The following is a 21,663-nucleotide window of genomic DNA, read 5'->3' on the forward strand; positions in this document are numbered from 1 at the left end:
CTCAAAGTTGTTTTGTATGCCGGGGACTAGCCGGAACGAGCAAATTCAGTACGGCAACCTGAGACGGGGTAAAGAAAATGACCGCTACGAACACAAACGCAATTCACAAGACGGCCACTGGTTCGCGATTTGAACATTCTGTGCCTGTCATGGTGGCCTTCGCACCGAACTGGAAAGCGAGAATGATCTTGGCGCGGGCCTTGGGCCTGATTTTGATCGTAGCCGCATTTTCCATGTGGCTTATGACCGGATCCGTTGCAGGACCCGAAGTGTGGCCTATCAAACTTGCGGCTTCGATGATGTTCCTGCTGGTCGGGGTCAGTTTGCTGACGATCGAGATTATGGATGCCCGGCCGGACGCATATTTTGATCCGATCCGCCGCGAAGTGCGCGTGCTGCAGAAAAACGAAAATGGTCGCCCGCAAACGGTTCTGCGTCGCAGCTATGAAACCCTGGGGGGTGCACGTTTTGCGGATGATCAGGTCGAGTTGTTCGACATGGATGGCAGCCTTCTGATGAAGCTGCCGCTGCAATCAGCGGATGTAAGCCGGGCGCTCAAGGGGCAACTTAGCGTAAACGTTACGATCTTCGCCTAAATCCCGTTCTGTTCAAAAAAGAACAGAATTTGTGAGAGAATAGAGGTTGAGTGCCGCCCTTGGGCGGCACATTTACGTTAGTGAGCAACCATTCTGGGTTGCACCACCAATTCTGCGGAGTTTGTTATGAAACCTATCCTCCTGGCCGCCGCACTGGCCGTATCAGCAACATCGGCTTTTGCTGCTGCCGAGAAATATGTTCTGGACTCAAGCCACAGCCAGGTCGTCTTTACTTACAATCACCTCGGATTTTCGACCACAACCGGGATGTTCTCGGGTTTTGAAGGCGAGATCATGTTCAATCAAGCAGACCCTGCCGCGTCGAGCGTGACCGTCTCGATGCCGGTGGTCGAAATGATCACGGGCTGGAAGCCGCGCGAAGATCATTTTATGTCCGAGGATTTCTTTGCTGCGGCCGAGGGTGACTTGGCCACCTTTACCTCGACCGGTATTGAAGTGACAGGCGAGAATACCGCCAAGATCACCGGCGATCTGACCCTGAACGATATCACCAAGCCCGTGGTGCTGGACGCAACGCTCAATCAGGTTGGCGAGCATCCGATGGCTGGAAAGCAGTGGGCCGGGTTCGATGCGACCACAACTCTGCTGCGCAGCGACTTCGACCTGGGTCAATTCGCACCGTTCGTCAGTGACGAGGTGGAAATTTCTATCTCGATCGAAGCGCAAAAGGCTGAATAAGACAGATTTCAGCTATTGAATCGAAAACCGCCGGTGCTGAAACACCGGCGGTTTTTTTGTCGGTCAATGTTACTTGGCCCGCGACGCGGTCAACTCTACTGCAACGGTCACGGCAAACGCCAGCGAGTCTTCAGCGGGCATTTTTTTGCCAATGTCGAAACTCAGCCGGTCCAGCGTTATTTCCCCGGTCATTGTTGCGACATTATCCTGAATACTCAGAGCGAAGGGCAAAGCGATGTCCAGCGTCTTGTCTCGGATTGTCAGGGGGCCACGCGCCTCGTATCCGGATTCGGTTTTGAACAGGTCGGCATCGAAGCTGGCGGTCGGGAACTGGCCGCTGTCGAAGAAATCCGCGCCCATGGCTTGATCCGTTACGGTTCCGAGGCTCAGCGAGCCGATGGCTATGGTCACGTCCACCGACCCTGCGAGGCCGGGTTCTGCCGGTTGGTCGAAAGTGATCGCGGCGGTCCAGTCAGAGAAACTGCCGGTTACAGGGCTGCCAAGTTGCTTGATCGTAATCGACAGGTTTCCTTCCTGCACCTGCCAGTCCGACTGAACCTCTGCAAGTTCGGCGGTGTCAGTGGAAGCGGCAGAGTGGTTGGTGAAAACCCCAGTGGACCAGCCGCCGACCAGAACACCACACCAGACAACTAGTGCGGCGGCGGCGGGGACAAGTGAGTGTTTCTGGGCGGGCGGCTCCGGCGCATCCGTTGCGCCCGGCAACATCCGACGCAGCGTGCTGTCTTTATCCATGACATGGTGTTTCAACGCTCCTGCGATGTGCAGCACCAGCGAACCCGCCAAGACGATGATGAGCAGCCAATGCAGGCTGGCGGTCAGTTCAGCCAGAGCGGGCGACTTGGGAATGAATGGCAGGTTCTGGCCAAAGGGCCACAGGATAGGCGCGAACCCTTCAGCGGCTGCGTGGTGCAACCAGCCGGTCAAGGGAACCAGCACAAGCGAGCCATACAAAAGCCAATGCACTGTTTCGGCGGCGAATGCTTCGGGCTTGTTTTCTGCGTTCAGCAAACCGGGTTTGGTTTGTGTCATCGCCCAGAGGATACGGGCCAAGGCTACGAAAAAGACGGTGATGCCAACAGTTTTGTGCAGTGAAAACAGCCGTGCGGCCTGCGCGATATCGTCCTCGGTTGTCGGAATTGACGGGTCATAGATCGCCTGGGCCAGGTTGTTGGCAAAAAAGCCCAGTGGCAATGCCGTGAAAATCAGCAATGCCGTCAACCAGTGAAAGGTCTTGGCAATACTTCCGTAGGTAGAGAAGGTATTTTTCGAGTGCATTGATCGGATGCTCCGAAGGTGAAGGTCTGGACACAACCTATATCCGTGTGAACAGGACACAATATGACCGTGCGCACAGCGATGGTGCCGGAATGCAGAGCGCAGGCAATGCTTGTGCCGGGCCAATTGTCGGTTTACACCCCGCCGCAACCTAACGTCATCCATGAGGTTGCAATGACACTCGCGTTCGTTTTCCCGGGGCAGGGCGCCCAGACTATCGGTATGGGCAAAGCACTGGCCGAAGCCTATCCCGCCGCGCAGGCGGTATTTGACGAAGTGGACGAGGCACTGGGGGAAAAGCTGAGCAGCCTGATCTGGGATGGCGAGATCGAAACACTGACGCTGACACAGAATGCGCAACCGGCGCTGATGGCGACCTCGATGGCGGCGATGCGCGCGCTTGAGGCCGAAGGGGTTGCGATTACCACTGCGTCCTACGTCGCGGGGCATTCGCTGGGCGAATACTCGGCGCTTGCTGCTGCAGGGGCTTTGTCGGTCGCCGATACTGCCCGCCTGCTGCGCACACGCGGTCAGGCTATGCAGAGCGCCGTGCCGGTAGGTGAAGGCGCGATGGCCGCAGTGCTGGGGCTGGATCTGGAGGCCGTTCGCGCGGTTGCGGAAGAGGCCGCGCAGGGCGAGGTCTGCCAGGCGGCGAACGACAATGATCCGACACAGGTTGTGGTATCGGGCTCCAAGGCGGCTGTGGAACGTGCCGCAGTCATTGCAAAGGAAAAAGGTGCCAAGCGGGCGGTCATGCTGCCGGTCAGCGCGCCTTTCCACTGTGCTTTGATGCAGCCGGCTGCCGATGTGATGGCCGAGGCTCTGGCCGCGGTCGAAATAAAGGCGCTGGCCGTTCCCTTGGTGGCGAATGTGCGTGCCGAGGCCGTGACGGACCCGGATCTGATCCGCCAGTTGCTGGTCGAACAGGTGACGGGTTCGGTCCGGTGGCGTGAAAGTGTGCAGTACATGGCCGCGCAGGGTGTGACCGAGACATGGGAAATTGGCGCGGGAAAGGCGCTGTCGGGCATGATCCGAAAAATCGACCGGGCTATTGGCGGCAAGGCTGTCGGTACACCCGAAGACGTGCAGAATGCGGTGCAGGCCGAATCGTAATCTCCATACGCGTCGACACAGACGAACCAAGAGGGAAACCGAATGTTTGATTTGACAGGTAAGAATGCGCTGATCACTGGGGCTTCGGGCGGCATCGGGGGCGAAATTGCACGTACCCTGCATGCGGCGGGCGCGTCGGTTGGGCTTTCCGGCACACGGGTCGAGCCATTGCAGGCGCTTGCGGACGAACTGGGCGAACGGGCCCACGTTTTGCCCTGCAACCTGAGCGACGCCGAAGCGGTTGCAGCGCTGCCGAAGCAGGCGGCCGAAGCGATGGGATCCGTTGATATTCTGGTGAACAATGCGGGCATCACGCGCGACAACATCTTTATGCGCATGTCGGATGAAGAATGGCAGAGCGTGATTGACGTGAACCTGACCGCGACCGCCAAACTGTGCAAAGGCGTTCTGCGCGGCATGATGAAGGCCCGCTGGGGTCGTATCATCAATATCTCGTCGGTGGTGGGCGCAACCGGTAATCCGGGGCAGGCGAACTATGCGGCGTCCAAAGCCGGAATGGTGGGCGTGACCAAATCGCTGGCCTACGAAGTGGCAAGCCGCGGAATCACCGCGAACGCCGTCGCTCCGGGCTTTATAACCACCGCGATGACCGACAAACTGACGGACGACCAGAAGAGCGGAATTCTGGGGCAGGTTCCGGCGGGCCGTATGGGCGACCCTTCGGAGATTGCCGCCGCAGTTCTGTATCTGGCTAGCCCCGAAGCGGGATATGTTACCGGAACCACCTTGCATGTGAATGGCGGTATGGCCATGTTGTAAGCGCGGCGCAGGGCAGGCGCGAAACCGTTTGCCTTGTGCGTTGTCTGTGCTATAGGCGGCGCAGATATGTGGGGGCCGGTCATTCAGGTTGGCCTTCGCCATGCCCGGTCAGCCGGGTCTCAAACCGCCCGGAACGGGCAAACCAAAGCCAGCCTGAGCGGGCAAGGGCAGAACCGGGCAATGCGCCCTGAAACGGAATGAGGAAAAGACATGAGCGACGTCGCAGATCGCGTTAAAAAGATCGTTGTTGAGCACCTGGGTGTCGAAGAAGACAAAGTCGCGGAAAACGCGTCCTTCATCGACGATCTGGGCGCGGACAGCCTGGACACTGTTGAACTGGTTATGGCCTTCGAAGAAGAGTTCGGCATCGAAATTCCCGATGACGCAGCCGAAACCATCCAGACCTTTGGCGACGCCGTCAAATTCATCAGCGAAGCGTCCTAAGCGTTTCGTGTCGAGATAGAGCGGCGCTTCCGGGCAACGGAGGCGCCGTTTTTTTGTGCCCGGACCGATTTCCCGCTTGCACGGCGTCTTATTGCTTCGCACTGTTTCCACTGAGGCAAAATTCCAGGCGGGCAGGGCATGATAAGATCCACCCCGATGATAAACACGGCGCGACTGACGCTGTGTGCGATGCGACCGGAAGATTTCAACCGCTTTGCGGAAATCTGGCGAAATCCGTGTGTTGTGCGCCATATTGGCGGCAAACCGAAATCACGGGGCGAGGCGTGGGATGCGTTCCTGCGTAATGCCGGACACTGGCAGATGGCCGGATTCGGACAATGGGCGGTAATCCAGCAATCGAATCGGCAGATGATCGGTCAGGCAGGGTTTTTCTATGGCGATCGGGGTCTGGGTGAGGATTTTGGCCGTTTCCCCGAGGCAGGCTGGGTACTGGCCCCCGAAGCGCAGGGAAAAGGACTGGGATACGAGGCTGCACAAGCGGCGCACGACTGGTTCGACAGGGTCATTCCCGGGCCGTTGGTCGCCATGGTGGATGCCACAAATGAAGCGTCGCAAAGTCTGGCGCAGAAGCTGGGCTACGTTCTGATGCGTGAATGCGAATACATGGATACACCTGTCCATCTGTTACGGCGAAATGGCCCACCGGCACGCGTCTGAAACACAGTAATTGTAGCAATGCCGCAAACAGAGCGTGGTTTGCCGAAACTGTTTGAAACAACCGTTTCGGCGCTGTCTATGCTATGCTGGATTTTACAGCGATTGGGCGAAGGAGCATGCTCATGAGGATTTATCCCACGATGGAATTGCAGAACGGACGGTGTGTCTCGCTGGACAAAGGCCGTCTCGATGAAGCCATGGTCTGGCATGTCGATCCGGTTGCAACCGCGCGCAGCTGGTCCGCGGCCGGGGCCGAATGGATGCAGCTGACGGATTTCGACGCAATCGAAGGGCGCAATACCAACGCCGAACTGATTGAAGAAATAATTCGAAGCGCGGAAATGCCTGTGCAGCTTGCCGGTGGTATGCGAAGCCGCGAGCACGTCGAACACTGGATCGACAAAGGTGCCGGCCGGGTTGTGATCGGAACCCTGGCCGCGCGTGATCCCCACGTGGTCAAGGAACTTGCCAAACTGCACCCCGACCAGATCGTTCTGGCCGTGGATGTCTGGCAAGGTCAGGTTATGACCGAAGGCTGGCGCAGCCAAAGTGCCTTTACGCCAGAAGCGTTCATCGACGCTTTTGCCGACACGCCTTTTGCTGCCATTCTGGTCACTGATATCGACAGCGACATGGATGACGTCGAAGCCCAGCTGGGATTGATTTCGGGGCTGGCCAAGCACTCGCGGACCCCGGTCATCGCCAGCGGCGTCGTTCGCACGGCAGACGATATTTCGCGGCTGGCCTACATCTCTAACATCTCGGGCGCGATTGTGGGCCGTGCGCTGTTCCGCAAGACACTGAGCCTGTCCGAAGCGCTTAAGGTTGCGGCCGCTGCCCATGAACCGGTGGCGCAGTTCCAATAGGACCGGCCCGATATATCTAGCCCGCCCTTTTCCGTTTCAGGGAAGGGGCGGTTTTTTTGTGCAGAGCGGTGGTGCATTCCTGCTGAACCACAATATATGACCGGAATTGGCGAAATGACGCTAACAAGGAATGCGCCCTTGCTCTTGCCCCCGCACCCCGGTGCGGGGTATGGACGGTTCTCATACAGGAAGCAGGCAAGAGGCATTTCATGCGCAGAGTCGTTGTAACCGGTCTGGGATTGGTCACTCCTTTGGCCAGTGGGGTCGAGGAAACCTGGTCGCGGCTGCTGGATGGGGAATCCGGCGCGGGCCCGATTACCCATTTCGATGCTGAGGCAAGTGGTGTCACCACGACATATGCCTGCGAAGTGCCGCGTGGAGACGGCACGAACGGGACTTTCAACCCTGACGACTGGCTGCCGCCGAAAGAGCAGCGCAAGATCGAAGATTTCATTCTGTATTCGATTGCTGCTGCGGACATGGCCTGTCAGGATTCCGGCTGGTTGCCTGAAGATGAGGAAAGCCGCCTGCGGACTGGTGTTCTGATCGGCTCGGGCATCGGTGGGCTGGGGTCCATCGCGGAAACTGCCAATCTGATCCGCGACAAGGGCCCGCGGCGGGTTTCGCCTTTCTTTATTCCTGGCGCGCTGATCAACCTGGCGTCGGGTCAGGTGTCGATCCGGCATGGGTTCAAGGGTCCGAACCATTCGGTCGTGACCGCCTGTTCCACCGGGGCGCATGCGATCGGCGACGCCAGCCGCATCATCCGCGCCGGCGACGCTGACGTGATGGTGGCCGGTGGCGGTGAAGGCTGCATCTGTGAGATCGGTATTGCCGGTTTCAACGCGTGTAAGGCACTGTCGACCAAATACGCGGATGATCCTAAAAAGGCGAGCCGACCCTACGACATCGATCGTGACGGGTTCGTCATGGGTGAAGGTGCGGGTATCGTGGTTCTTGAAGAATACGAACACGCAAAGGCGCGCGGTGCGAAAATTTACGCCGAGGTTCTGGGTTATGGCATGTCGGGTGACGCTTATCACATCACCGCGCCATCCGAGGACGGTGATGGCGCGGAACGTTCGATGAAAGCCGCGTTGCGCAGCGCCGGGCTGGAGCCGAAGGATCTGGACTATATCAATGCGCATGGTACCTCGACCATGGCGGATACGATCGAGTTGGGTGCGGTGGAACGTTTGCTGGGCGATCATGCCAGCAAGGCAACCATGACTTCGACCAAGTCGGCCACAGGCCACCTTTTGGGTGCGGCAGGCGCGATTGAGGCGATTTTCTCGATACTGGCAATCCGGGATCAGGTTGCCCCACCGACAATCAACCTGGACAATCCGGCGGTTGAAACACCCATCGATCTGGCACCGAACGCAAAGCGTGAGCGTGAGATCAACGTCGCACTCTCCAATTCGTTCGGCTTTGGCGGCACAAACGCAAGCGTGATCTTCGGAAAGGTCAGTTAAATGTGGCGGGCCCTAGCGTCCAACGCGCTGACCTTGCTGGTGGTCGGCCTGTTTCTGATGGGCGGTCTGATCATTTGGGGGCAATCGCAATACAAGGCTGAAGGTCCGCTGCAATCCGCGATCTGCCTGCGGGTGGAAAGCGGTTCGAACATGACACGTGTTAGTCGCGATTTGGAGGATCAGGGTGCGATCAGCAATGCCATGATCTTTCGCATGGGCGCCGACTACACGGATCAGGCGCAGAAATTGAAGGCGGGCAGCTTTCTGGTGCGCGAAGGCGCCTCGATGCAGCAGATCATCGACGAGATCACCAGCAGTGGTGTAAGCACCTGTGGTTCGGAGATCGAGTACCGTATCGGTGTAACCCGCACGCAGACCCGTGTACGCGAACTGGATCCTGCGACTTTGGACTTTGTCGAGGTTGCCTCATTTGGATCAGATGAGGAAACTCCGGCGGAATACGCAGAAAAACGTGGCGAGGCTGACACGCGCTATCGGGTGTCAGTGGCCGAGGGCGTGACCGCGTGGCAGGTTGTCGACGCGCTGAAGTCATTTGATGCGCTGAGTGGTGACGTAACCCAAATTCCGGCCGAGGGTGAGTTGGCGCCTGACAGCTATGACATCAAGCCAGGCGACGACAGGAATGCTGTCTTACAGAAAATGCAGGAAAAGCAGCGGCTTCGGATCAATGCAGTCTGGGAGAGCCGTCAGGACGGGTTGCCACTGGAAAGCCCGGAAGAAATGCTGATCCTCGCGTCCATCATCGAAAAGGAAACGGGCGTGCCGGAAGAGCGCGGACAGGTTGCCAGCGTATTCGTGAACCGCTTGAAGCAGGGTATGAAGCTGCAGACAGACCCGACCGTGATCTACGGTATCACCAAGGGTCAGGGTGTCCTTGGACGCGGATTGCGGCGGAGTGAGCTACGGCGCGCAACCCCTTGGAATACTTACCTGATCGATGGGCTTCCGCCGACACCGATTGCCAATCCGGGACTGGCAAGTCTGGAGGCCGCAGTTGCACCAGAAGAAACCGACTATGTCTTCTTTGTTGCTGACGGAACCGGCGGTCATGCTTTTGCGGAAACCTTGCAGGAGCATAACCGCAATGTTGCCAAATGGCGTGAAATCGAAGCCGAGCGCAACTCGGGCAACTAATCCGCAAGAGACATGAATAAGTGGCCGGGGGCGCATCGCCGCCGGCCATTGTTGTTGTGCGATCAGGCCGCCGGGCGTCGGCGCTGTCTGCGCCGTTTGGAAGGGGCGGAATTCGAGTTTCCGGAACCCGCATGCGGTTTGGAACCTCTGCGACGATTGCCCTGACGGCGCGCAGGTTTCTGAGGCTCGGCGGCTTCAGGCAACGCGCCGCTGGCGACGGGAATTTCAATCTTCATCAGCTTTTGAATTTGCCGCAGCAGATCGACTTCTTCCGGTGCGCAAAACGCAATGGCTTCACCTTCGCGCCCGGCACGGGCCGTCCGCCCAATGCGGTGGACATAATTGTCGGGCACCTCGGGCAGGTCATAGTTGATCACATAGGCAACGCCGGGGATGTCGATCCCGCGTGCGGCCACGTCTGTCGCCACAAGAATCTTGATCTCGCCCGTGCGAAACGCCTTGATGGCGCGGTCGCGTTGTCCCTGGCTTTTGTTGCCATGGATCGATGCCGCGTTGAATCCGTCTGTGACCAGCCCCTTCATCAGCTTTTCTGCGCCATGTTTGGTTCGGGAAAACACAAGTGTCAGCGCCTCGGGGTCGGTGGACAGAATTTCACGCAGTTTGCCGGGCTTTCCGGGCTTGTCGACGAAGTGGATGGATTGAGTGATCTTGTCCGCAGCTTTACCCGGTGGCGAAACCTGCACCCTTTGCGGGTTGGTCAGATAGGCGCGGCTGAGTTCCTCCATCTGCTTGGGCATCGTGGCCGAGAACAGCATGGTCTGGCGCGGGCTGCCCAGATGCGGCGCAATGCGGCGCAGGGCGTGGATGAAGCCCATGTCCAGCATCTGATCGGCTTCGTCCAGCACAAGATGCCGGACGGCGCCCAGATCGACGGCGCCGCGATCCATCAGGTCGATCAGGCGTCCGGGCGTTGCCACGAGTATGTCGGTGCCGCGCGACAGGAACGAGATCTGCTTGTTGATGGACTGGCCACCAACAACGGTCGCTACGCGCAGTTTGGTTTTTCTGGTCAGATTACGCAGGCTTTCGGCGATCTGATTGACCAGTTCGCGGGTAGGGGCCAGGATCAGTGCCTTTGCCGTTTTGGGGGCCGGTTTGCCTGGCTGGGCCAGAAGGTGGTCAATCAGCGGCAGGCCGAAGGCCAGCGTTTTACCTGTGCCGGTCTGGGCCAGGCCCAAAATATCGTGTCCCTGAAGCGCAAGCGGAATGGCCTGGTTCTGGATGGGGGTGGGTTGGGTAAGTTGCGCGTTTTTCAGGGCGTCATTCAGAGCGGGTGCAAGACCCAGCATGTCGAAGTCGAACAAATCGTATTCCTTTTTGGTCCGCAAAGCCGGGTTGGCCGCGAACATGAGATTCTGGCCACGCAACTTGCGCGACCGGCAGGGTTTAGCGAGACCTCAGGACGGGCAGGCGGGTCCTGCGCCATCCGGCCATCGCATCAAGAACCCTGCGTGAAGGGGAACTGGAGGGTAGGAGCGCTTTGGGCAGGCTACGAGCCTGCCGATGCTCACGCGTCAGCGCTGTGTTGAGCGGCACATGAGGGTTACGAGCGCAATTGTCAAGCGCTGCTGAATGCAAACGCTTGTATGGGTGTTTATCGTGTTACGCCGTCAGCGCGTCCAATTTTGCTGCCCAGATGAAATCATTGTCACTGAGGCCGCCGATCTCATGCGTGGTGAGCCGGACCACTACGTAACCATAGCCGAAACTGATATCGGGGTGATGCCCCTGCTGATCGGCGAGCCATGCGCAAAGATTGGCCAGATAGGTCGCCTTGGCAAATCCCTTGAACTTAAAGCGTCGCGTCAGTGTTTTGGTTTCGGAATCAAGCTGCCAGTCCGGGCTGAGGGCCTTGAGATGTGACTTGGCGTCTTGCGCGGTCAGCGGCGGGATGCCGCCGGAACAAGGGACGCATGTTTGATCTGCTAGTTTCTGTGTCATGGTGGATCACTCGGCAGCGGTTGTTTTTTCAGGGAACTTGTTCGGCAGCAGACCCAGAGACTGGGCGCGGTGGACGTCGGCCAGAAGGTTGCGCTCGGCCGCTTCGAACAGGTCCTCTGGATCGTTTAGCACAAAATACCCCATCTGGTGCATATCGATCCGATAAGGAGTGCGCAGGATCGTCAGGACATCAAACGGGTCCCGATCTGGTATGTCGCTGTTCACGGCGTATACAAGTTCGGTGGGGGAGGAAGCCAGTCCTGATCCCAGGGCCTTGATACCACCTTCCTGTCGACGCAGCCCAAATTCGATTGTGAACCAGTATAGCCGGATCAGCCAGGCGTAGTCGTTCGGTCCCGCCTGTTGCCCGGCTTTACCGATGGCATGGCTGAACGCCGCAAAACGCGGATCACTCAGCAACGGAGTATGGCCGAAGATTTCATGAAAAATGTCGGGCTCTTCAATATAGTCAAAATCTTCACGTGAGCGAATGAAGGATGCCGCAGGGAAAGTTCGATCCGCGAGCATGCCGAAGAACGTCTTGAACCCGATGAGGGCCGGAACCGGCTGTACCCGCCAGCCGGTCAGATCCAGCAGACGCTCGGAGATGTCCGCGCAAGACGGTACGGTCGTTTTGGGAAGATCGAGGCGTGCCAGCCCGTCCAGGTATTCGCGCGCCATGTAGCGCTGAACATTTCGCGCTTGAGCGGCATAGAGATCGGCCCAAACCGCGTTCTCTTCATCCGTGTAGACTATGTGGCCGCGGCTGTCGGGTATTTTCGCGACGTAGCTGGTTGATTTGGGCATGATGTATCCTCCTGAAACAATTGTAGCCCTTCAGGTTGAAATAAATGTCTGGAAAGAGGCAATTGGATTGCTATTTTGAAATGTATGGACGCCCAGAAAGGAAATTGTGAAACATATGCTTCATGATGCGGATATTGCGGTTTTGCGGGAATTGCAGCTGAACGGCCGGTTGTCGATGCAGGATCTGGCAGAGCGAACCGGGTTGTCGGCCTCGCAATGCTGGCGGCGGGTGCGTGATCTGGAAGCGTCGGGCGTTATTGCCGGCTATGGGGCGCAGCTCAGGGCCAAGGAAATCGGGTTGAATGCGATCGCTTATGTCCATGTTGCGCTGCGAGATCATCACGAGGACAGCATCAAGTCATTCCTGCGTTTGGTGGAGACTGAACCGCAGATAGTGGAATGCGCGTCCATCACCGGGGACCATGATTTTATTCTGAAAGTGTATGCACGAACACCGGAGGACCTTGAGGGCTTTATCATGCAGCGTCTTCTGAAGTCCGGGCTGGTTCGCGATACCCGGAGCAATTTCGTGCTGCGTCAAAACAAAACACGGGCGCCTTTGCCTTTGCGTTGATTGTTCGACAAAGGCTTGAAGGTTGCCCGGTAGGCGAAAGAAATCATTAATAATTTTGTCACGATGCCTGTTGCGCCGACGTTGCGCGAAGCCTTGACTGTGCGGCCTTTGTCGCGTATAAGTTGTGTCATGCTAGAAGAAGTGGGCAACGGCCCCGGGGCAACCCGGTGGCCGTTTTTCGTTTCTCTCGTGCGGAAAAACTCTCGCATGAGGTCACAGGCAAACATGACTTTGATTACCCCGGAAGAGCGGATGTCCCAAACGGCTGAACTTTTGCAGTCGCTCGAGACGTCCATTCGCGGTTTGCGCCAGGCAGCGGAAGAACTGCGCAGGCAAATCGGAGCCGGGGAGGATGCAGATCTTGCTGGTACAGCAAAACAACTCGGGCAGTTAGAGGGGCTGATCCGAAGTTGCCAAAAAGTGGAGACAAGCTTTGTCGAACAACATCAGAGACAAGCCGGGATTGCCCAAGGAGGATACTCTTGCATCCGTCGTGACAGAGATCTGTTATGGAGCCGGTGTTCGCGAGATCGATGTGTCCGAGCTATATGGCGTCGCGCGCGGTTACGCGGTCGAAGATGTTTCCGATGCGCGTTCCGCGTTGCAGCCCCTGATGTTACGCTACGGTTTCGACGCAATCGAGCGTGACGGCATGCTTGTTTTCCGGATGCGTGACGGTCGGCGGCCTGTTGATCTGTCATCTGATCAATTGGCGCAGAGTGAAGAGGTTAGCGGAGACATCGAACATCGCCGCGAAGCCGAGGCTGAAATGACCGGCCGTGTCCGATTGCGATTTGTGCAATCCGATGCCGATCACGATGTTGTCGCCGAGGAGGCGATCCTGCCCGATGACAGCACCCATTCCGTGTCGGTCAACGAGATGCCCCTGTCAATGACGCGGGCCGAGGGACGCCAGACCGCCGAACGATGGCTGAGCGAAGCGCGCGTGTCGCGTGAGACAGCCCGCTTTGCGCTACCGCCTTCGATGATGCATCTGGGGGCGGGCGATGTCGTCCGGTTGCCCTCGAACGGACAGGGCGCGCTGTACCGGATCGACCGGCTGGAACAGGCAGAGCTTCAGATTGTGGATGCGGTAAGGGTCGAACCGGGCGTCTACACGCCGTCTGATTTGCCTGATGATAAGGTAACTGAAAAACCCCATGTCGCTCCGGTACCGGTTCTGCCGGTGTTTATGGATCTGCCATTGCTTACAGGATCCGAGGTGCCACACGCGCCATATCTGGCCGTATCTGCGAAACCGTGGCCAGGAAATGTAGCGGTCTATTCGGCGTCGGATGATGAAGGTTACGCATTGAGCGGTCTGATCCCGGGGCAGGCGATTATCGGAGTGACCGAGGGCCCTTTGATGCGGGCCACCCCGGGTATCTGGGACGAGGGTGCGCCGCTGCGGGTGAAGTTGATCGACGGGGTGTTGGAATCGCGGCCGCGTCAGGCATTGCTCAACGGTGCAAATTTGGCAGCAATTGGTGACGGCACACCGGGGAACTGAGAGGTTTTTCAGTTCGCGACGGCAGAAATGCAGGAGGTCGACACATATGCGCTTTCAGGACGGTTGCGTGGGCAGGTGGGAACCGACGCCCTAATGCCGGACGCCTGGCCGGAAGGATCTTTGTTCGTGATGCTGAACGATCATATTTATCAGACCAGCCAGTCACGATCAGAGCGCCGGGTCGCCAGGCATTATCGCATCGGGCCCGCAACACGGGGGCATGACGACGCGTCTTTTGTGCATCAGATTCAGGCTTTCGACGGAAACGGCTTGCGGCCATATGCACCGGCGCATCTCAAAGCAGCCCAATCCCAAGGCGGTGACATGATCTCGTGGGTGCGGCGCACACGTATTGATGGCGATGATTGGTCAGGGCTGGATGTGCCGCTGGGTGAGGAAAGCGAATCCTATCTGGTTCGGGTTCGGTCCGGCGCTGCGGTCTTGCGGGAAGACCTGACCGACACTCCGCAGTGGCACTATTCCGCGGCGATGAAATCAACCGACGGCGTCAGCAGCCCATATAGTGTCGAGGTGGCGCAAGCCTCGGCCGTTTTCGGCGCGGGCTTGTTTGCCAGGCTTCTGTTTGGATAGGTAAATCCGTGCGTCCTGTTCTTCATGGAGATGTCAGTGCTGCGGCGCGGGCCTTGTTGGCCGCGCCGCAGTGGGAGCGTCAGAAACTATGCGCCCTGTTGATTGCTGAGGCTGAGCTGGCCGATCAACATGTCAGGCGAACCGGCGATCTGCATCCGATATTCGGCAACGGATCGTTGATGGCCGCTGCGCGCAGCCGTCGGCTGGCGGATGAATCGGACTTTGGAGATATTCAATATTGCCAGTGCTTTGAGATGGTTCTGAGCCAACTGATCCGTTTTCTGGTTAGCCGGACGCACAGCTGACACATTTTCCAGCCGCCGGATCAAGGTCCAGTCGCCCGCGCGGGATTTCATCGCCGCAATCCTCGCAATATCCGAACTCACCATCGCCGATCCGTGTCAGGGCCGCTTGCAATCGGCGCGCCTCAAGATCCCGGTTTGCTTGCTGCGCCTTGGCCATGGCCTGATTTTGCAGCGCATCCATTCGGCTGAGGCGCCCCACGGCCTGTTGATCCAACTGAACAATCGCCTGGGCGTCTTTGCCCGCCTCTGATTGCGCGGCCAGTTCGCGCAATCGGTCGCGAATTTGTGTTTCGAAATCGGCCAGTTCGGACTCATTCATTTTCGTTACACTGCGGATCAAGGGTTTGCGTTTGGTGTTTTTACAACTAAATGGCATTCTAGGCGCAGCAAGGGATCAATAGCTATGTTTGAAACGCGCACCAAAGTGAGAAACATGGATCCGGTCTGGGATCGGATCACGGCCGAGGCGCACGCGGCTGTTGAAAAAGAGCCACTGATGGGCGGGTTGGTGCACGCGTGTATCCTCCATCACCGCAGCCTTGAACGTGCGCTGTCGTATCGGGTGGCGGCCAAGCTGTGTTCGAACGAGATGTCGATGATGGTTCTGCGCGAGATCGTGGACGAGGCCTATGCCGACGACCACGGATTGATAGAAGCAGCGCGGGCAGACCTGATGGCCGTCTACGAACGCGACCCGGCCTGCCACCGCTTGTTGCAGCCCATTTTGTATTTCAAAGGCTATCAGGCGATGCAGGCGTATCGTGTCGCGCATTGGCTGTGGCGCAAGGGCCGTCATGACTTGGCTTATTTCTTCCAGATGCGTTCGTCCGAGATCTTTGGGATCGACATTCACCCGGCAGCGCAGATCGGAAAAGGCATCATGATCGATCACGCACACTCCATCGTGATCGGGGAAACCGCCGTTGTCGGTGATAACGTCTCGATGCTGCATTCTGTGACGCTTGGCGGAACCGGCAAGGAAGAAGAACAGCGCCATCCGAAGATCGGAAACGGTGTTCTGATTGGGGCCGGGGCCAAAGTGCTTGGCAATATCAAGGTCGGTAACTGCAGTCGCATAGCCGCCGGATCGGTGGTGCTGCAGGAGGTTCCGCCTTGCAAGACCGTGGCGGGCATTCCTGCCAAGATCGTGGGTGAGGCGGGCTGTGATCAGCCGTCGATCTCGATGGACCACATGCTGGGCAAAGACCAGTAAGGCAAATCAGTTCGAGCGGTTGTTCATTTTCTCCGACCGCTCGCACCTTCTTTCTCCCCATCGCTTCTTGCGCTCTTTGATCAAACTATCGCGCCGTTTTCTGTCTTGCGAATACAGCAGGATCAGATGAACTGAAACGGGAATTTTCGCGCGGGTAGCTGTTGGGCTTGGCCCTTAATGGCGCTGGAAGTGCTGTCGCCAGCAAAAATGAGCATCAGCAAAATTCTGACTGATTTCGCAGAGGTCATTGCACTCCGACAGGTAAAGGAGCCATGCGCAATGAGATGCGAGACGCCGATCTTTCTGAACAAAGCCGATGGTGATCTCGCCTTCTCACATCCTGAACAAGGGGCAAAGCCTCGCCGGATCAAGGATGCGGCGAGGCTGTTGTCTTGTTTCAGGCCAGCATGACCATCGGGTTTTCAAGATTGTCCACGATGGCTTGCAGCAACTGTGCGCCAAGCGCGCCGTCAATGACCCGGTGATCAACCGACATTGTGACCGACATGACCGTGGCGACCGTCAGTTCGCCATCTTCACCCACGACCGGCTTCTTCAACCCTGTACCAACGGCCAGAATACCTGCATGGGGCGGGTTCACGATGGCGTCGAAATTGTCGATACCAAACATGCCGAGGTTCGAAACCGCGAATGTACCGCCCTGATATTCATGCGGTGCCAGCTTGCGTTCACGGGCACGACCGGCGAGGTCCTTCATCTCGGTTGACAGCGCAGAAAGCGATTTGGTGTCGGCGTCCTGTAGAACTGGGGTGAACAGGCCGCCTTCGATTGCAACCGCAACGGCGACATCCGACGGCTTCAGTTGCAGCACCCGATCGCCCGCCCAGACAGCGTTGCATTCCGGGACCTGTTGCAACGCGTTGGCGACGGCCTTGATGATGAAGTCGTTGACGCTCAGCTTTACGCCACGGCCCTCCAGTTGTTTGTTCAACTGGCTGCGGAACTTGAGCAGCGCATCCAGCTTGATGTCGCGGCGCAGATAGAAATGAGGGATGGTCTGTTTAGCTTCACCCAGACGCGCGGCAATGGTCTTGCGCATCCCGTCGAGTTTGATCTCTTCGTATTCACGACCCTCGTACATGCGGGCAACCATATCGGCGGATGGGCCAGTTGGAGCCGCCGCCGCAGCAGGTGCTGACGCGGCTGCGGCGGGTGCCGCAGCAGGTGCGGTTGCTGTTGCGCCTTCCACATCTGCCTTGACGATACGGCCATGGGGACCTGATCCGGACAATTGCGCAAGATCCAGGCCTTTCTGCGCCGCGATGCGTCTGGCCAGAGGTGATGCAAAGATGCGTCCGCCATCGGCTTTGGCCGGAGCAGCCGGGGCAGGGGCCGGCGCCTCGGGTGCCGCGGGCGCGGCAGCCTCGTTGCCCGCGGCGGCTGCAGGCGCAGCCGCTGGAGCAGCGGCAGGCGCGACCGCGATATCATCGGCGCTTTCGCCATCGTCCAGAAGAACCGCAATAGCGGTGTTGACCTTGACCCCTTCGGTGCCTTCCGGGATCAGGATCTTACCAACAACACCTTCGTCGACGGCCTCGAACTCCATCGTGGCCTTGTCGGTTTCGATTTCGGCCAGCAGGTCACCCGAGGCGACGGTGTCGCCTTCCTTGACCAGCCATTTGGCAAGTGTTCCTTCCTCCATGGTGGGTGAAAGGGCGGGCATCAGAATTTCGGTGGGCATGTCTTCATGTCCTCTTACTTCGAGAATGAGTAGATCAGCGTTGCGATGTCGATAAGCAGAATAGCGGCACAAAAGGTGACGAACACACCAATCACCATGGAACGCGCGCGCGACACATGCGGGTGGTTTGTCTTCAGCCACTCAGTGAAGTTTCCCAGTGCCGCCGCGTCGCTGTGATCCAAAACCGCCAGGTAATCCATGCCAAGCTGCAAGCGCTGCTGCTCGAGCACGATGTAGATGACGGAAGCATACGAAACGATACAGGCAACGCTCAGCATTGCCCGGATAGGCCAGGCGTCGGTCAGACTTCCAACGATAAAGGAAAACTGAAACTCGATCCCGTTCAGGCCTTCCAGATTCAAAGCTATGCTGATGAAGGAAACGGCAAGGAACGCTGCGCAAACATAAAGCAGATTGCGGTTGTTGTCCTTTCGTGCGGCATCGAGGCTTTCAAAAAGCCAGTCCGCTCCCGAAGGATAATCTGCGTTCCTTGCAATCATCGCCTAGCGGTACGTCACTTGTTTGACGGCTGCGATCACCTCATCGGTGGTCACGAGCGCCAGTTTTTCCAGGTTTGCAGCGTAGGGCATCGGAACATCCTTGCCGGTGCAGTTGATGACCGGCGCGTCGAGGTAATCGAACGCCTCCTGCATCACCACGGATGAGATATAGCTGCCAACCGAACCTTGCGGCCAACCTTCCTCGACAGTCACCAGGCGATTGGTCTTCATCACGGAATTGATGATTGCGCCTGTATCCATCGGGCGGATTGTGCGCAGGTCGATTACTTCGGCGTTGATACCTTCTCCGGCCAGCGTGTCCGCGGCTTCCAGCGCGAACTGCATGCCGATACCGAAGCTGACGATGGTGACGTCGGAACCTTCGCGCCAGATACGGGCCTTGCCCAGAGGGACGGTCAGGTCGTCGACCTGAGGCATGTCAAAGCTGCGACCATACAGGATTTCGTTTTCCAGGAAAACGACCGGGTTGGGATCGCGGATGGCAGACTTCAGCAGACCTTTTGCGTCAGCGGCAGAGTAAGGCATGACAACCTTGAGGCCGGGCACCTGCATGTACCACGCCGCATAGTCCTGGCTGTGTTGGGCTGCAACGCGTGCCGCTGCGCCGTTCGGGCCACGGAACACGATCGGACAACCCATCTGACCGCCGGACATGTAAAGTGTCTTGGCGGCCGAGTTGATGATCTGGTCAATTGCCTGCATGGCGAAGTTGAAGGTCATGAACTCGACAATCGGTTTCAACCCACCAAAGGCCGAACCCACCGCGATGCCGGCAAACCCATGCTCGGTGATCGGAGTGTCGATCACACGCTTGCTGCCGAATTCGTCCAGCAGGCCCTGCGAGATTTTGTAGGCGCCCTGATATTCGGCGACTTCTTCGCCCATCAGGTAAACGTCCTCATCGCCACGCATTTCTTCGGCCATGGCGTCGCGCAAGGCTTCGCGAACGGTTTGGGGTTTCATTTCGGCATCTGCCGGCCAGTCGGGGGACAGATCCACCACCGGTGCCGCCGGCGCAGCAGCCGGAGCCGCAGAAGCGACCGTCGCCGGGGCAGCCTCGGGCGCCACTTCGGCAGCGGGCGCGGCCGACGGCAGGGCCGAGGCGTCTTCACCTTCCTCAACCAGAATGGCGATTGGAGTGTTCACCTTGACCCCTTCGGTGCCTTCCTCGATCAGGATCTTGCCAACGATGCCTTCGTCGACGGCTTCGAACTCCATTGTGGCCTTGTCGGTTTCGATCTCGGCCATGATGTCGCCGGATGAAACGGTGTCGCCTTCCTTGACCAGCCATTTGGCCAGCGTGCCCTCTTCCATCGTGGGCGAAAGGGCGGGCATGAGAATTTCGGTTGCCATGTCTTATTCGTCCTCTCAGGCGTAGATGTCGGTCCAGAGCTCGTCCAGCGACGGCTCGGGGCTTTCTTTCGAGAATTCGGCGGCCTTGTTGACGACCTCTTTGATCTCTTTGTCGATTGCTTTCAGATCATCTTCTGTCGCGTGTTTGCCGGACAACAGCAGCTCGCGCACATGTTCGATCGGGTCGCTTTGCTCGCGGACCTTCTGAACTTCTTCCCGTGTGCGATACTTGGCCGGGTCGGACATCGAGTGGCCGCGGTAGCGATAAGTCTTGACCTCAAGGATATACGGACCCTTGCCCGCGCGGCAGTGGGCGACGGCCTTTTCGCCGGCCTCCTTGACGGCCAGAACATCCATGCCGTTGACGATCTCGCCGGGAATGCCAAAGGCTTCTCCGCGAACGTAAATGTCCTGGGTCGAGGTGGAGCGGGCTTGCGCAGTGCCCATGGCGTACTGGTTGTTCTCGATCACGAAGACAACGGGAAGATCCCACAGGGCAGCCATGTTGAAGGTTTCATACACCTGACCCTGGTTCGCCGCTCCGTCGCCGAAATAGGTGAATGTCACCCTTCCGTTGCCCTTGTACTTGTCGGCAAAGGCCAGACCCGCGCCCAATGGCACCTGCGCGCCCACGATGCCGTGGCCGCCGTAGAAATGTTTCTCTTTCGAGAACATGTGCATCGAGCCGCCCTTGCCCTTAGACAGGCCGCCCTCGCGCCCGGTCAGTTCGGCCATCACGCCGCCAGGATCCATGCCGCAGGCCAGCATATGGCCATGATCACGATAGGAAGTGATGCGCTTGTCGCCTTCTTCGGCAGCAGCTTCGAGACCGACCACAACGGCCTCCTGACCGATGTACAAATGGCAAAATCCGCCGATCAGACCCATACCGTATAGTTGTCCCGCCTTCTCCTCGAATCGGCGGATCAGCAACATTTCGCGATAATAGAGTTTGAGTTCGTCCGCAGAAACGTTTGGTTTCTTTGTGGTTTTTCGCGCAGCCATTGTGGCAATCTCCCCCTTTCGGCAAGATAGTTTAGCGTTAAACTATCTCATAGAACATTTGACCGCATCTGGCGAGTGTAAAAGTAACGCAGGGGCAGGATGCGCGATCCTTGGCCTTGCGGTCGTCGTTAAGAGACTGCGGGCAAAGGTTTTTCGATGGAAGTCTGAAATCTCAGGGATCAGTGAATGACGATTTCATCCGTGCGGACCATGCCCAGAACCGAACGGGCCTGCTGGTCCAGCAAATCAAGATCCAGGTAGGTGTCCGACAGACGGCGGGTCAGGTTTTCCATTTGCGAGGTCTCAGCCTCAAGCCGGGCCAGATCGCGCGACAGAGCGTCCCGTTCCGCAGCAATCTCGACCCGTCTGAACAGGCCAAAATCGCCCTGCACGGCGGCGAAGGTGAAATAGACACCCAGCATGAAAGCCACCATGAAGAACAAAACTGAGCCCAAACCGGGCCGATGGGAACGGGACACTCTGTTAACCGCCGTATGAAGTCTGCCTCAAAAACGTGCCCTTTGCGGACATCTGATCGCACTATGTCACAGGCGATTCGCGTTGTGAATCCCTTGATTCGCACTTTTTTGCGAATTGCCGAATTAGGTTTCTCAGCGCCATGCCGCCAGCGCCTGATTGCGGGTCAGAGTTTGCTGCTCCATGCAGGCCCAATAGAACATGGGCGCCGCGCTGCCATCGCTTGCCAGCTCCGGATCGCAAGTCGCGTCACGCGCTTTCAGCCAGGCGCGCTGTTCGTTCAACAGGGATTGACCGTTCCCACGCGCATCGGCAAGCGGTTTGACTTCGGCCCAGATACGGTTCAACTCGCGATCCGCGATTTCCCATTTTTCCTTGGCACAGAAATTGGCGTCGAGTTGGGTTTGTCCGCCACAACTGGATTGTGCGGCGGAATAGGCGGGGATCAATGCAACGATCAGGCAGGCAAGGTACCTCATGACAAAATCTCCAAATCAATAAGGAGAGTTTATCATGAGGCGCGAAATGCAGCCAATTTGTC

25 protein-coding genes and 1 pseudogene are annotated in these 21,663 nt (G+C 58.0%); 14 read left to right on the plus strand and 12 right to left on the minus strand.

Translation table 11 applies throughout. The features are described from left to right. Positions 1-77: 77 nt before the first annotated feature. Positions 78-596 carry a hypothetical protein gene (locus tag ACR0MI_RS01015; RefSeq protein ID WP_170610250.1) on the plus strand — a complete coding sequence of 173 codons (519 nt, stop codon included), beginning with the start codon at positions 78-80 and terminating at the stop codon, positions 594-596. A gap of 126 nt (positions 597-722) precedes the next feature. Beyond that, positions 723-1,295, plus strand: coding sequence for a YceI family protein (locus ACR0MI_RS01020; protein ID WP_170610251.1), 573 nt, complete (start codon positions 723-725; stop codon positions 1,293-1,295). Positions 1,296-1,364: 69 nt separating this feature from the next. On the opposite strand, the gene ACR0MI_RS01025 is transcribed toward ACR0MI_RS01020, so the two are convergent. Then, the gene (locus ACR0MI_RS01025; RefSeq protein WP_170610253.1) at positions 1,365-2,591 is read right to left on the minus strand and encodes a cytochrome b/b6 domain-containing protein; all 1,227 of its coding nucleotides are present in this window, start codon (positions 2,589-2,591) and stop codon (positions 1,365-1,367) included. Between the two features lie 174 nt (positions 2,592-2,765). Here ACR0MI_RS01025 and fabD point away from each other — a divergent pair, with 174 nt between their 5' ends. From fabD to mltG, 7 genes are all read left to right on the plus strand, one after another. Further along, a complete protein-coding gene (gene fabD / locus ACR0MI_RS01030; protein ID WP_170610925.1) occupies positions 2,766-3,704 on the plus strand; it encodes an ACP S-malonyltransferase in 939 nt (312 codons plus the stop codon). A 42-nt stretch (positions 3,705-3,746) separates the two neighbouring features. Further along, a complete protein-coding gene (fabG, locus tag ACR0MI_RS01035; protein ID WP_170610255.1) occupies positions 3,747-4,484 on the plus strand; it encodes a 3-oxoacyl-[acyl-carrier-protein] reductase in 738 nt (245 codons plus the stop codon). A gap of 210 nt (positions 4,485-4,694) precedes the next feature. After that, positions 4,695-4,928, plus strand: a complete 234-nt coding sequence (locus ACR0MI_RS01040; protein ID WP_008756330.1) for an acyl carrier protein — start codon at positions 4,695-4,697, stop codon at positions 4,926-4,928. Positions 4,929-5,066: 138 nt separating this feature from the next. After that, entirely contained in the window at positions 5,067-5,606 is a 540-nt protein-coding gene (locus ACR0MI_RS01045; RefSeq protein WP_170610257.1) for a GNAT family N-acetyltransferase, read from the plus strand. A gap of 122 nt (positions 5,607-5,728) precedes the next feature. Next, on the plus strand, positions 5,729-6,472 hold the full coding sequence (locus ACR0MI_RS01050; protein WP_170610259.1) for a 1-(5-phosphoribosyl)-5-[(5-phosphoribosylamino)methylideneamino] imidazole-4-carboxamide isomerase: 744 nt from the start codon (positions 5,729-5,731) through the stop codon (positions 6,470-6,472). A 209-nt stretch (positions 6,473-6,681) separates the two neighbouring features. Continuing rightward, positions 6,682-7,947 carry a beta-ketoacyl-ACP synthase II gene (gene fabF, locus ACR0MI_RS01055; RefSeq protein WP_170610261.1) on the plus strand — a complete coding sequence of 422 codons (1,266 nt, stop codon included), beginning with the start codon at positions 6,682-6,684 and terminating at the stop codon, positions 7,945-7,947. After that, complete coding sequence (mltG, locus tag ACR0MI_RS01060) at positions 7,948-9,102, plus strand: endolytic transglycosylase MltG (protein WP_170610263.1); 1,155 nt, start codon at positions 7,948-7,950, stop codon at positions 9,100-9,102. 62 nt (positions 9,103-9,164) lie between these two features. On the opposite strand, the gene ACR0MI_RS01065 is transcribed toward mltG, so the two are convergent. The 3 genes from ACR0MI_RS01065 to phhA form a co-directional block, all read right to left on the minus strand. Beyond that, positions 9,165-10,427 carry a DEAD/DEAH box helicase gene (locus ACR0MI_RS01065; protein WP_170816672.1) on the minus strand — a complete coding sequence of 421 codons (1,263 nt, stop codon included), beginning with the start codon at positions 10,425-10,427 and terminating at the stop codon, positions 9,165-9,167. 298 nt (positions 10,428-10,725) lie between these two features. Further along, positions 10,726-11,064 carry a 4a-hydroxytetrahydrobiopterin dehydratase gene (locus tag ACR0MI_RS01070; RefSeq protein WP_170610266.1) on the minus strand — a complete coding sequence of 113 codons (339 nt, stop codon included), beginning with the start codon at positions 11,062-11,064 and terminating at the stop codon, positions 10,726-10,728. A gap of 6 nt (positions 11,065-11,070) precedes the next feature. Then, positions 11,071-11,871, minus strand: coding sequence for a phenylalanine 4-monooxygenase (gene phhA / locus ACR0MI_RS01075; protein ID WP_170816586.1), 801 nt, complete (start codon positions 11,869-11,871; stop codon positions 11,071-11,073). A 115-nt stretch (positions 11,872-11,986) separates the two neighbouring features. Here phhA and ACR0MI_RS01080 point away from each other — a divergent pair, with 115 nt between their 5' ends. Continuing rightward, entirely contained in the window at positions 11,987-12,445 is a 459-nt protein-coding gene (locus tag ACR0MI_RS01080; protein ID WP_170610932.1) for an Lrp/AsnC family transcriptional regulator, read from the plus strand. On the opposite strand, the gene ACR0MI_RS01085 is transcribed toward ACR0MI_RS01080, so the two are convergent. After that, the gene (locus ACR0MI_RS01085) at positions 12,409-12,741 is read right to left on the minus strand and encodes a hypothetical protein (RefSeq protein WP_170610272.1); all 333 of its coding nucleotides are present in this window, start codon (positions 12,739-12,741) and stop codon (positions 12,409-12,411) included. The two genes, ACR0MI_RS01080 and ACR0MI_RS01085, sit on opposite strands and share 37 nt — an antisense overlap. Positions 12,742-12,980: 239 nt before the next feature. On the opposite strand from ACR0MI_RS01085, the pseudogene ACR0MI_RS01090 reads away from it, so the two are divergent. Both ACR0MI_RS01090 and ACR0MI_RS01095 read left to right on the plus strand, forming a co-directional pair. Continuing rightward, a pseudogene (locus tag ACR0MI_RS01090) lies at positions 12,981-14,546 on the plus strand (phage tail protein). Between the two features lie 8 nt (positions 14,547-14,554). Beyond that, positions 14,555-14,851, plus strand: coding sequence for a DUF7742 family protein (locus ACR0MI_RS01095; protein ID WP_170619145.1), 297 nt, complete (start codon positions 14,555-14,557; stop codon positions 14,849-14,851). On the opposite strand, the gene ACR0MI_RS01100 is transcribed toward ACR0MI_RS01095, so the two are convergent. Next, the gene (locus ACR0MI_RS01100) at positions 14,832-15,170 is read right to left on the minus strand and encodes a TraR/DksA C4-type zinc finger protein (protein ID WP_170619146.1); all 339 of its coding nucleotides are present in this window, start codon (positions 15,168-15,170) and stop codon (positions 14,832-14,834) included. The genes ACR0MI_RS01095 and ACR0MI_RS01100 overlap by 20 nt on opposite strands. A gap of 84 nt (positions 15,171-15,254) precedes the next feature. On the opposite strand from ACR0MI_RS01100, the gene cysE reads away from it, so the two are divergent. Beyond that, entirely contained in the window at positions 15,255-16,064 is an 810-nt protein-coding gene (cysE, locus tag ACR0MI_RS01105; RefSeq protein WP_170610280.1) for a serine O-acetyltransferase, read from the plus strand. 177 nt (positions 16,065-16,241) lie between these two features. Further along, a complete protein-coding gene (locus tag ACR0MI_RS01110; RefSeq protein ID WP_170816585.1) occupies positions 16,242-16,475 on the plus strand; it encodes a hypothetical protein in 234 nt (77 codons plus the stop codon). On the opposite strand, the gene ACR0MI_RS01115 is transcribed toward ACR0MI_RS01110, so the two are convergent. The 6 genes from ACR0MI_RS01115 to ACR0MI_RS01140 form a co-directional block, all read right to left on the minus strand. Continuing rightward, positions 16,462-17,766, minus strand: coding sequence for a pyruvate dehydrogenase complex dihydrolipoamide acetyltransferase (locus ACR0MI_RS01115; RefSeq protein ID WP_170610283.1), 1,305 nt, complete (start codon positions 17,764-17,766; stop codon positions 16,462-16,464). The genes ACR0MI_RS01110 and ACR0MI_RS01115 overlap by 14 nt on opposite strands. Before the next feature lie 14 nt (positions 17,767-17,780). Further along, a complete protein-coding gene (locus ACR0MI_RS01120) occupies positions 17,781-18,266 on the minus strand; it encodes a hypothetical protein (RefSeq protein WP_170610286.1) in 486 nt (161 codons plus the stop codon). A 3-nt stretch (positions 18,267-18,269) separates the two neighbouring features. Further along, positions 18,270-19,640, minus strand: a complete 1,371-nt coding sequence (locus tag ACR0MI_RS01125) for a pyruvate dehydrogenase complex E1 component subunit beta (RefSeq protein WP_170610288.1) — start codon at positions 19,638-19,640, stop codon at positions 18,270-18,272. 15 nt (positions 19,641-19,655) lie between these two features. Continuing rightward, entirely contained in the window at positions 19,656-20,645 is a 990-nt protein-coding gene (gene pdhA / locus ACR0MI_RS01130; protein ID WP_170610291.1) for a pyruvate dehydrogenase (acetyl-transferring) E1 component subunit alpha, read from the minus strand. Positions 20,646-20,824: 179 nt separating this feature from the next. Then, the gene (locus ACR0MI_RS01135; protein WP_170610294.1) at positions 20,825-21,124 is read right to left on the minus strand and encodes a septum formation initiator family protein; all 300 of its coding nucleotides are present in this window, start codon (positions 21,122-21,124) and stop codon (positions 20,825-20,827) included. A gap of 132 nt (positions 21,125-21,256) precedes the next feature. After that, positions 21,257-21,601 carry a lysozyme inhibitor LprI family protein gene (locus ACR0MI_RS01140; protein WP_170610298.1) on the minus strand — a complete coding sequence of 115 codons (345 nt, stop codon included), beginning with the start codon at positions 21,599-21,601 and terminating at the stop codon, positions 21,257-21,259. Positions 21,602-21,663 lie beyond the last annotated feature (62 nt).

The sequence above is a fragment of the Ruegeria sp. D4 genome (assembly GCF_056534475.1).

What these genes read in the sequence shown, in the direction of transcription:
- ACR0MI_RS01015 (WP_170610250.1), top strand. Translation starts at nt 78, where the DNA reads ATGACCGCTACGAACACAAACGCAATTCACAAGACGGCCACTGGTTCG.
- ACR0MI_RS01020 (WP_170610251.1), top strand. Translation starts at nt 723, where the DNA reads ATGAAACCTATCCTCCTGGCCGCCGCACTGGCCGTATCAGCAACATCG.
- ACR0MI_RS01025 (WP_170610253.1), bottom strand. Translation starts at nt 2,591, where the DNA reads ATGCACTCGAAAAATACCTTCTCTACCTACGGAAGTATTGCCAAGACC.
- fabD (WP_170610925.1), top strand. Translation starts at nt 2,766, where the DNA reads ATGACACTCGCGTTCGTTTTCCCGGGGCAGGGCGCCCAGACTATCGGT.
- fabG (WP_170610255.1), top strand. Translation starts at nt 3,747, where the DNA reads ATGTTTGATTTGACAGGTAAGAATGCGCTGATCACTGGGGCTTCGGGC.
- ACR0MI_RS01040 (WP_008756330.1), top strand. Translation starts at nt 4,695, where the DNA reads ATGAGCGACGTCGCAGATCGCGTTAAAAAGATCGTTGTTGAGCACCTG.
- ACR0MI_RS01045 (WP_170610257.1), top strand. Translation starts at nt 5,067, where the DNA reads ATGATAAGATCCACCCCGATGATAAACACGGCGCGACTGACGCTGTGT.
- ACR0MI_RS01050 (WP_170610259.1), top strand. Translation starts at nt 5,729, where the DNA reads ATGAGGATTTATCCCACGATGGAATTGCAGAACGGACGGTGTGTCTCG.
- fabF (WP_170610261.1), top strand. Translation starts at nt 6,682, where the DNA reads ATGCGCAGAGTCGTTGTAACCGGTCTGGGATTGGTCACTCCTTTGGCC.
- mltG (WP_170610263.1), top strand. Translation starts at nt 7,948, where the DNA reads ATGTGGCGGGCCCTAGCGTCCAACGCGCTGACCTTGCTGGTGGTCGGC.
- ACR0MI_RS01070 (WP_170610266.1), bottom strand. Translation starts at nt 11,064, where the DNA reads ATGACACAGAAACTAGCAGATCAAACATGCGTCCCTTGTTCCGGCGGC.
- phhA (WP_170816586.1), bottom strand. Translation starts at nt 11,871, where the DNA reads ATGCCCAAATCAACCAGCTACGTCGCGAAAATACCCGACAGCCGCGGC.
- ACR0MI_RS01080 (WP_170610932.1), top strand. Translation starts at nt 11,987, where the DNA reads ATGCTTCATGATGCGGATATTGCGGTTTTGCGGGAATTGCAGCTGAAC.
- ACR0MI_RS01085 (WP_170610272.1), bottom strand. Translation starts at nt 12,741, where the DNA reads ATGGACGTCTCGAGCGACTGCAAAAGTTCAGCCGTTTGGGACATCCGC.
- ACR0MI_RS01100 (WP_170619146.1), bottom strand. Translation starts at nt 15,170, where the DNA reads ATGAATGAGTCCGAACTGGCCGATTTCGAAACACAAATTCGCGACCGA.
- cysE (WP_170610280.1), top strand. Translation starts at nt 15,255, where the DNA reads ATGTTTGAAACGCGCACCAAAGTGAGAAACATGGATCCGGTCTGGGAT.
- ACR0MI_RS01110 (WP_170816585.1), top strand. Translation starts at nt 16,242, where the DNA reads ATGGCGCTGGAAGTGCTGTCGCCAGCAAAAATGAGCATCAGCAAAATT.
- ACR0MI_RS01115 (WP_170610283.1), bottom strand. Translation starts at nt 17,766, where the DNA reads ATGCCCACCGAAATTCTGATGCCCGCCCTTTCACCCACCATGGAGGAA.
- ACR0MI_RS01120 (WP_170610286.1), bottom strand. Translation starts at nt 18,266, where the DNA reads ATGATTGCAAGGAACGCAGATTATCCTTCGGGAGCGGACTGGCTTTTT.
- ACR0MI_RS01125 (WP_170610288.1), bottom strand. Translation starts at nt 19,640, where the DNA reads ATGGCAACCGAAATTCTCATGCCCGCCCTTTCGCCCACGATGGAAGAG.
- pdhA (WP_170610291.1), bottom strand. Translation starts at nt 20,645, where the DNA reads ATGGCTGCGCGAAAAACCACAAAGAAACCAAACGTTTCTGCGGACGAA.
- ACR0MI_RS01140 (WP_170610298.1), bottom strand. Translation starts at nt 21,601, where the DNA reads ATGAGGTACCTTGCCTGCCTGATCGTTGCATTGATCCCCGCCTATTCC.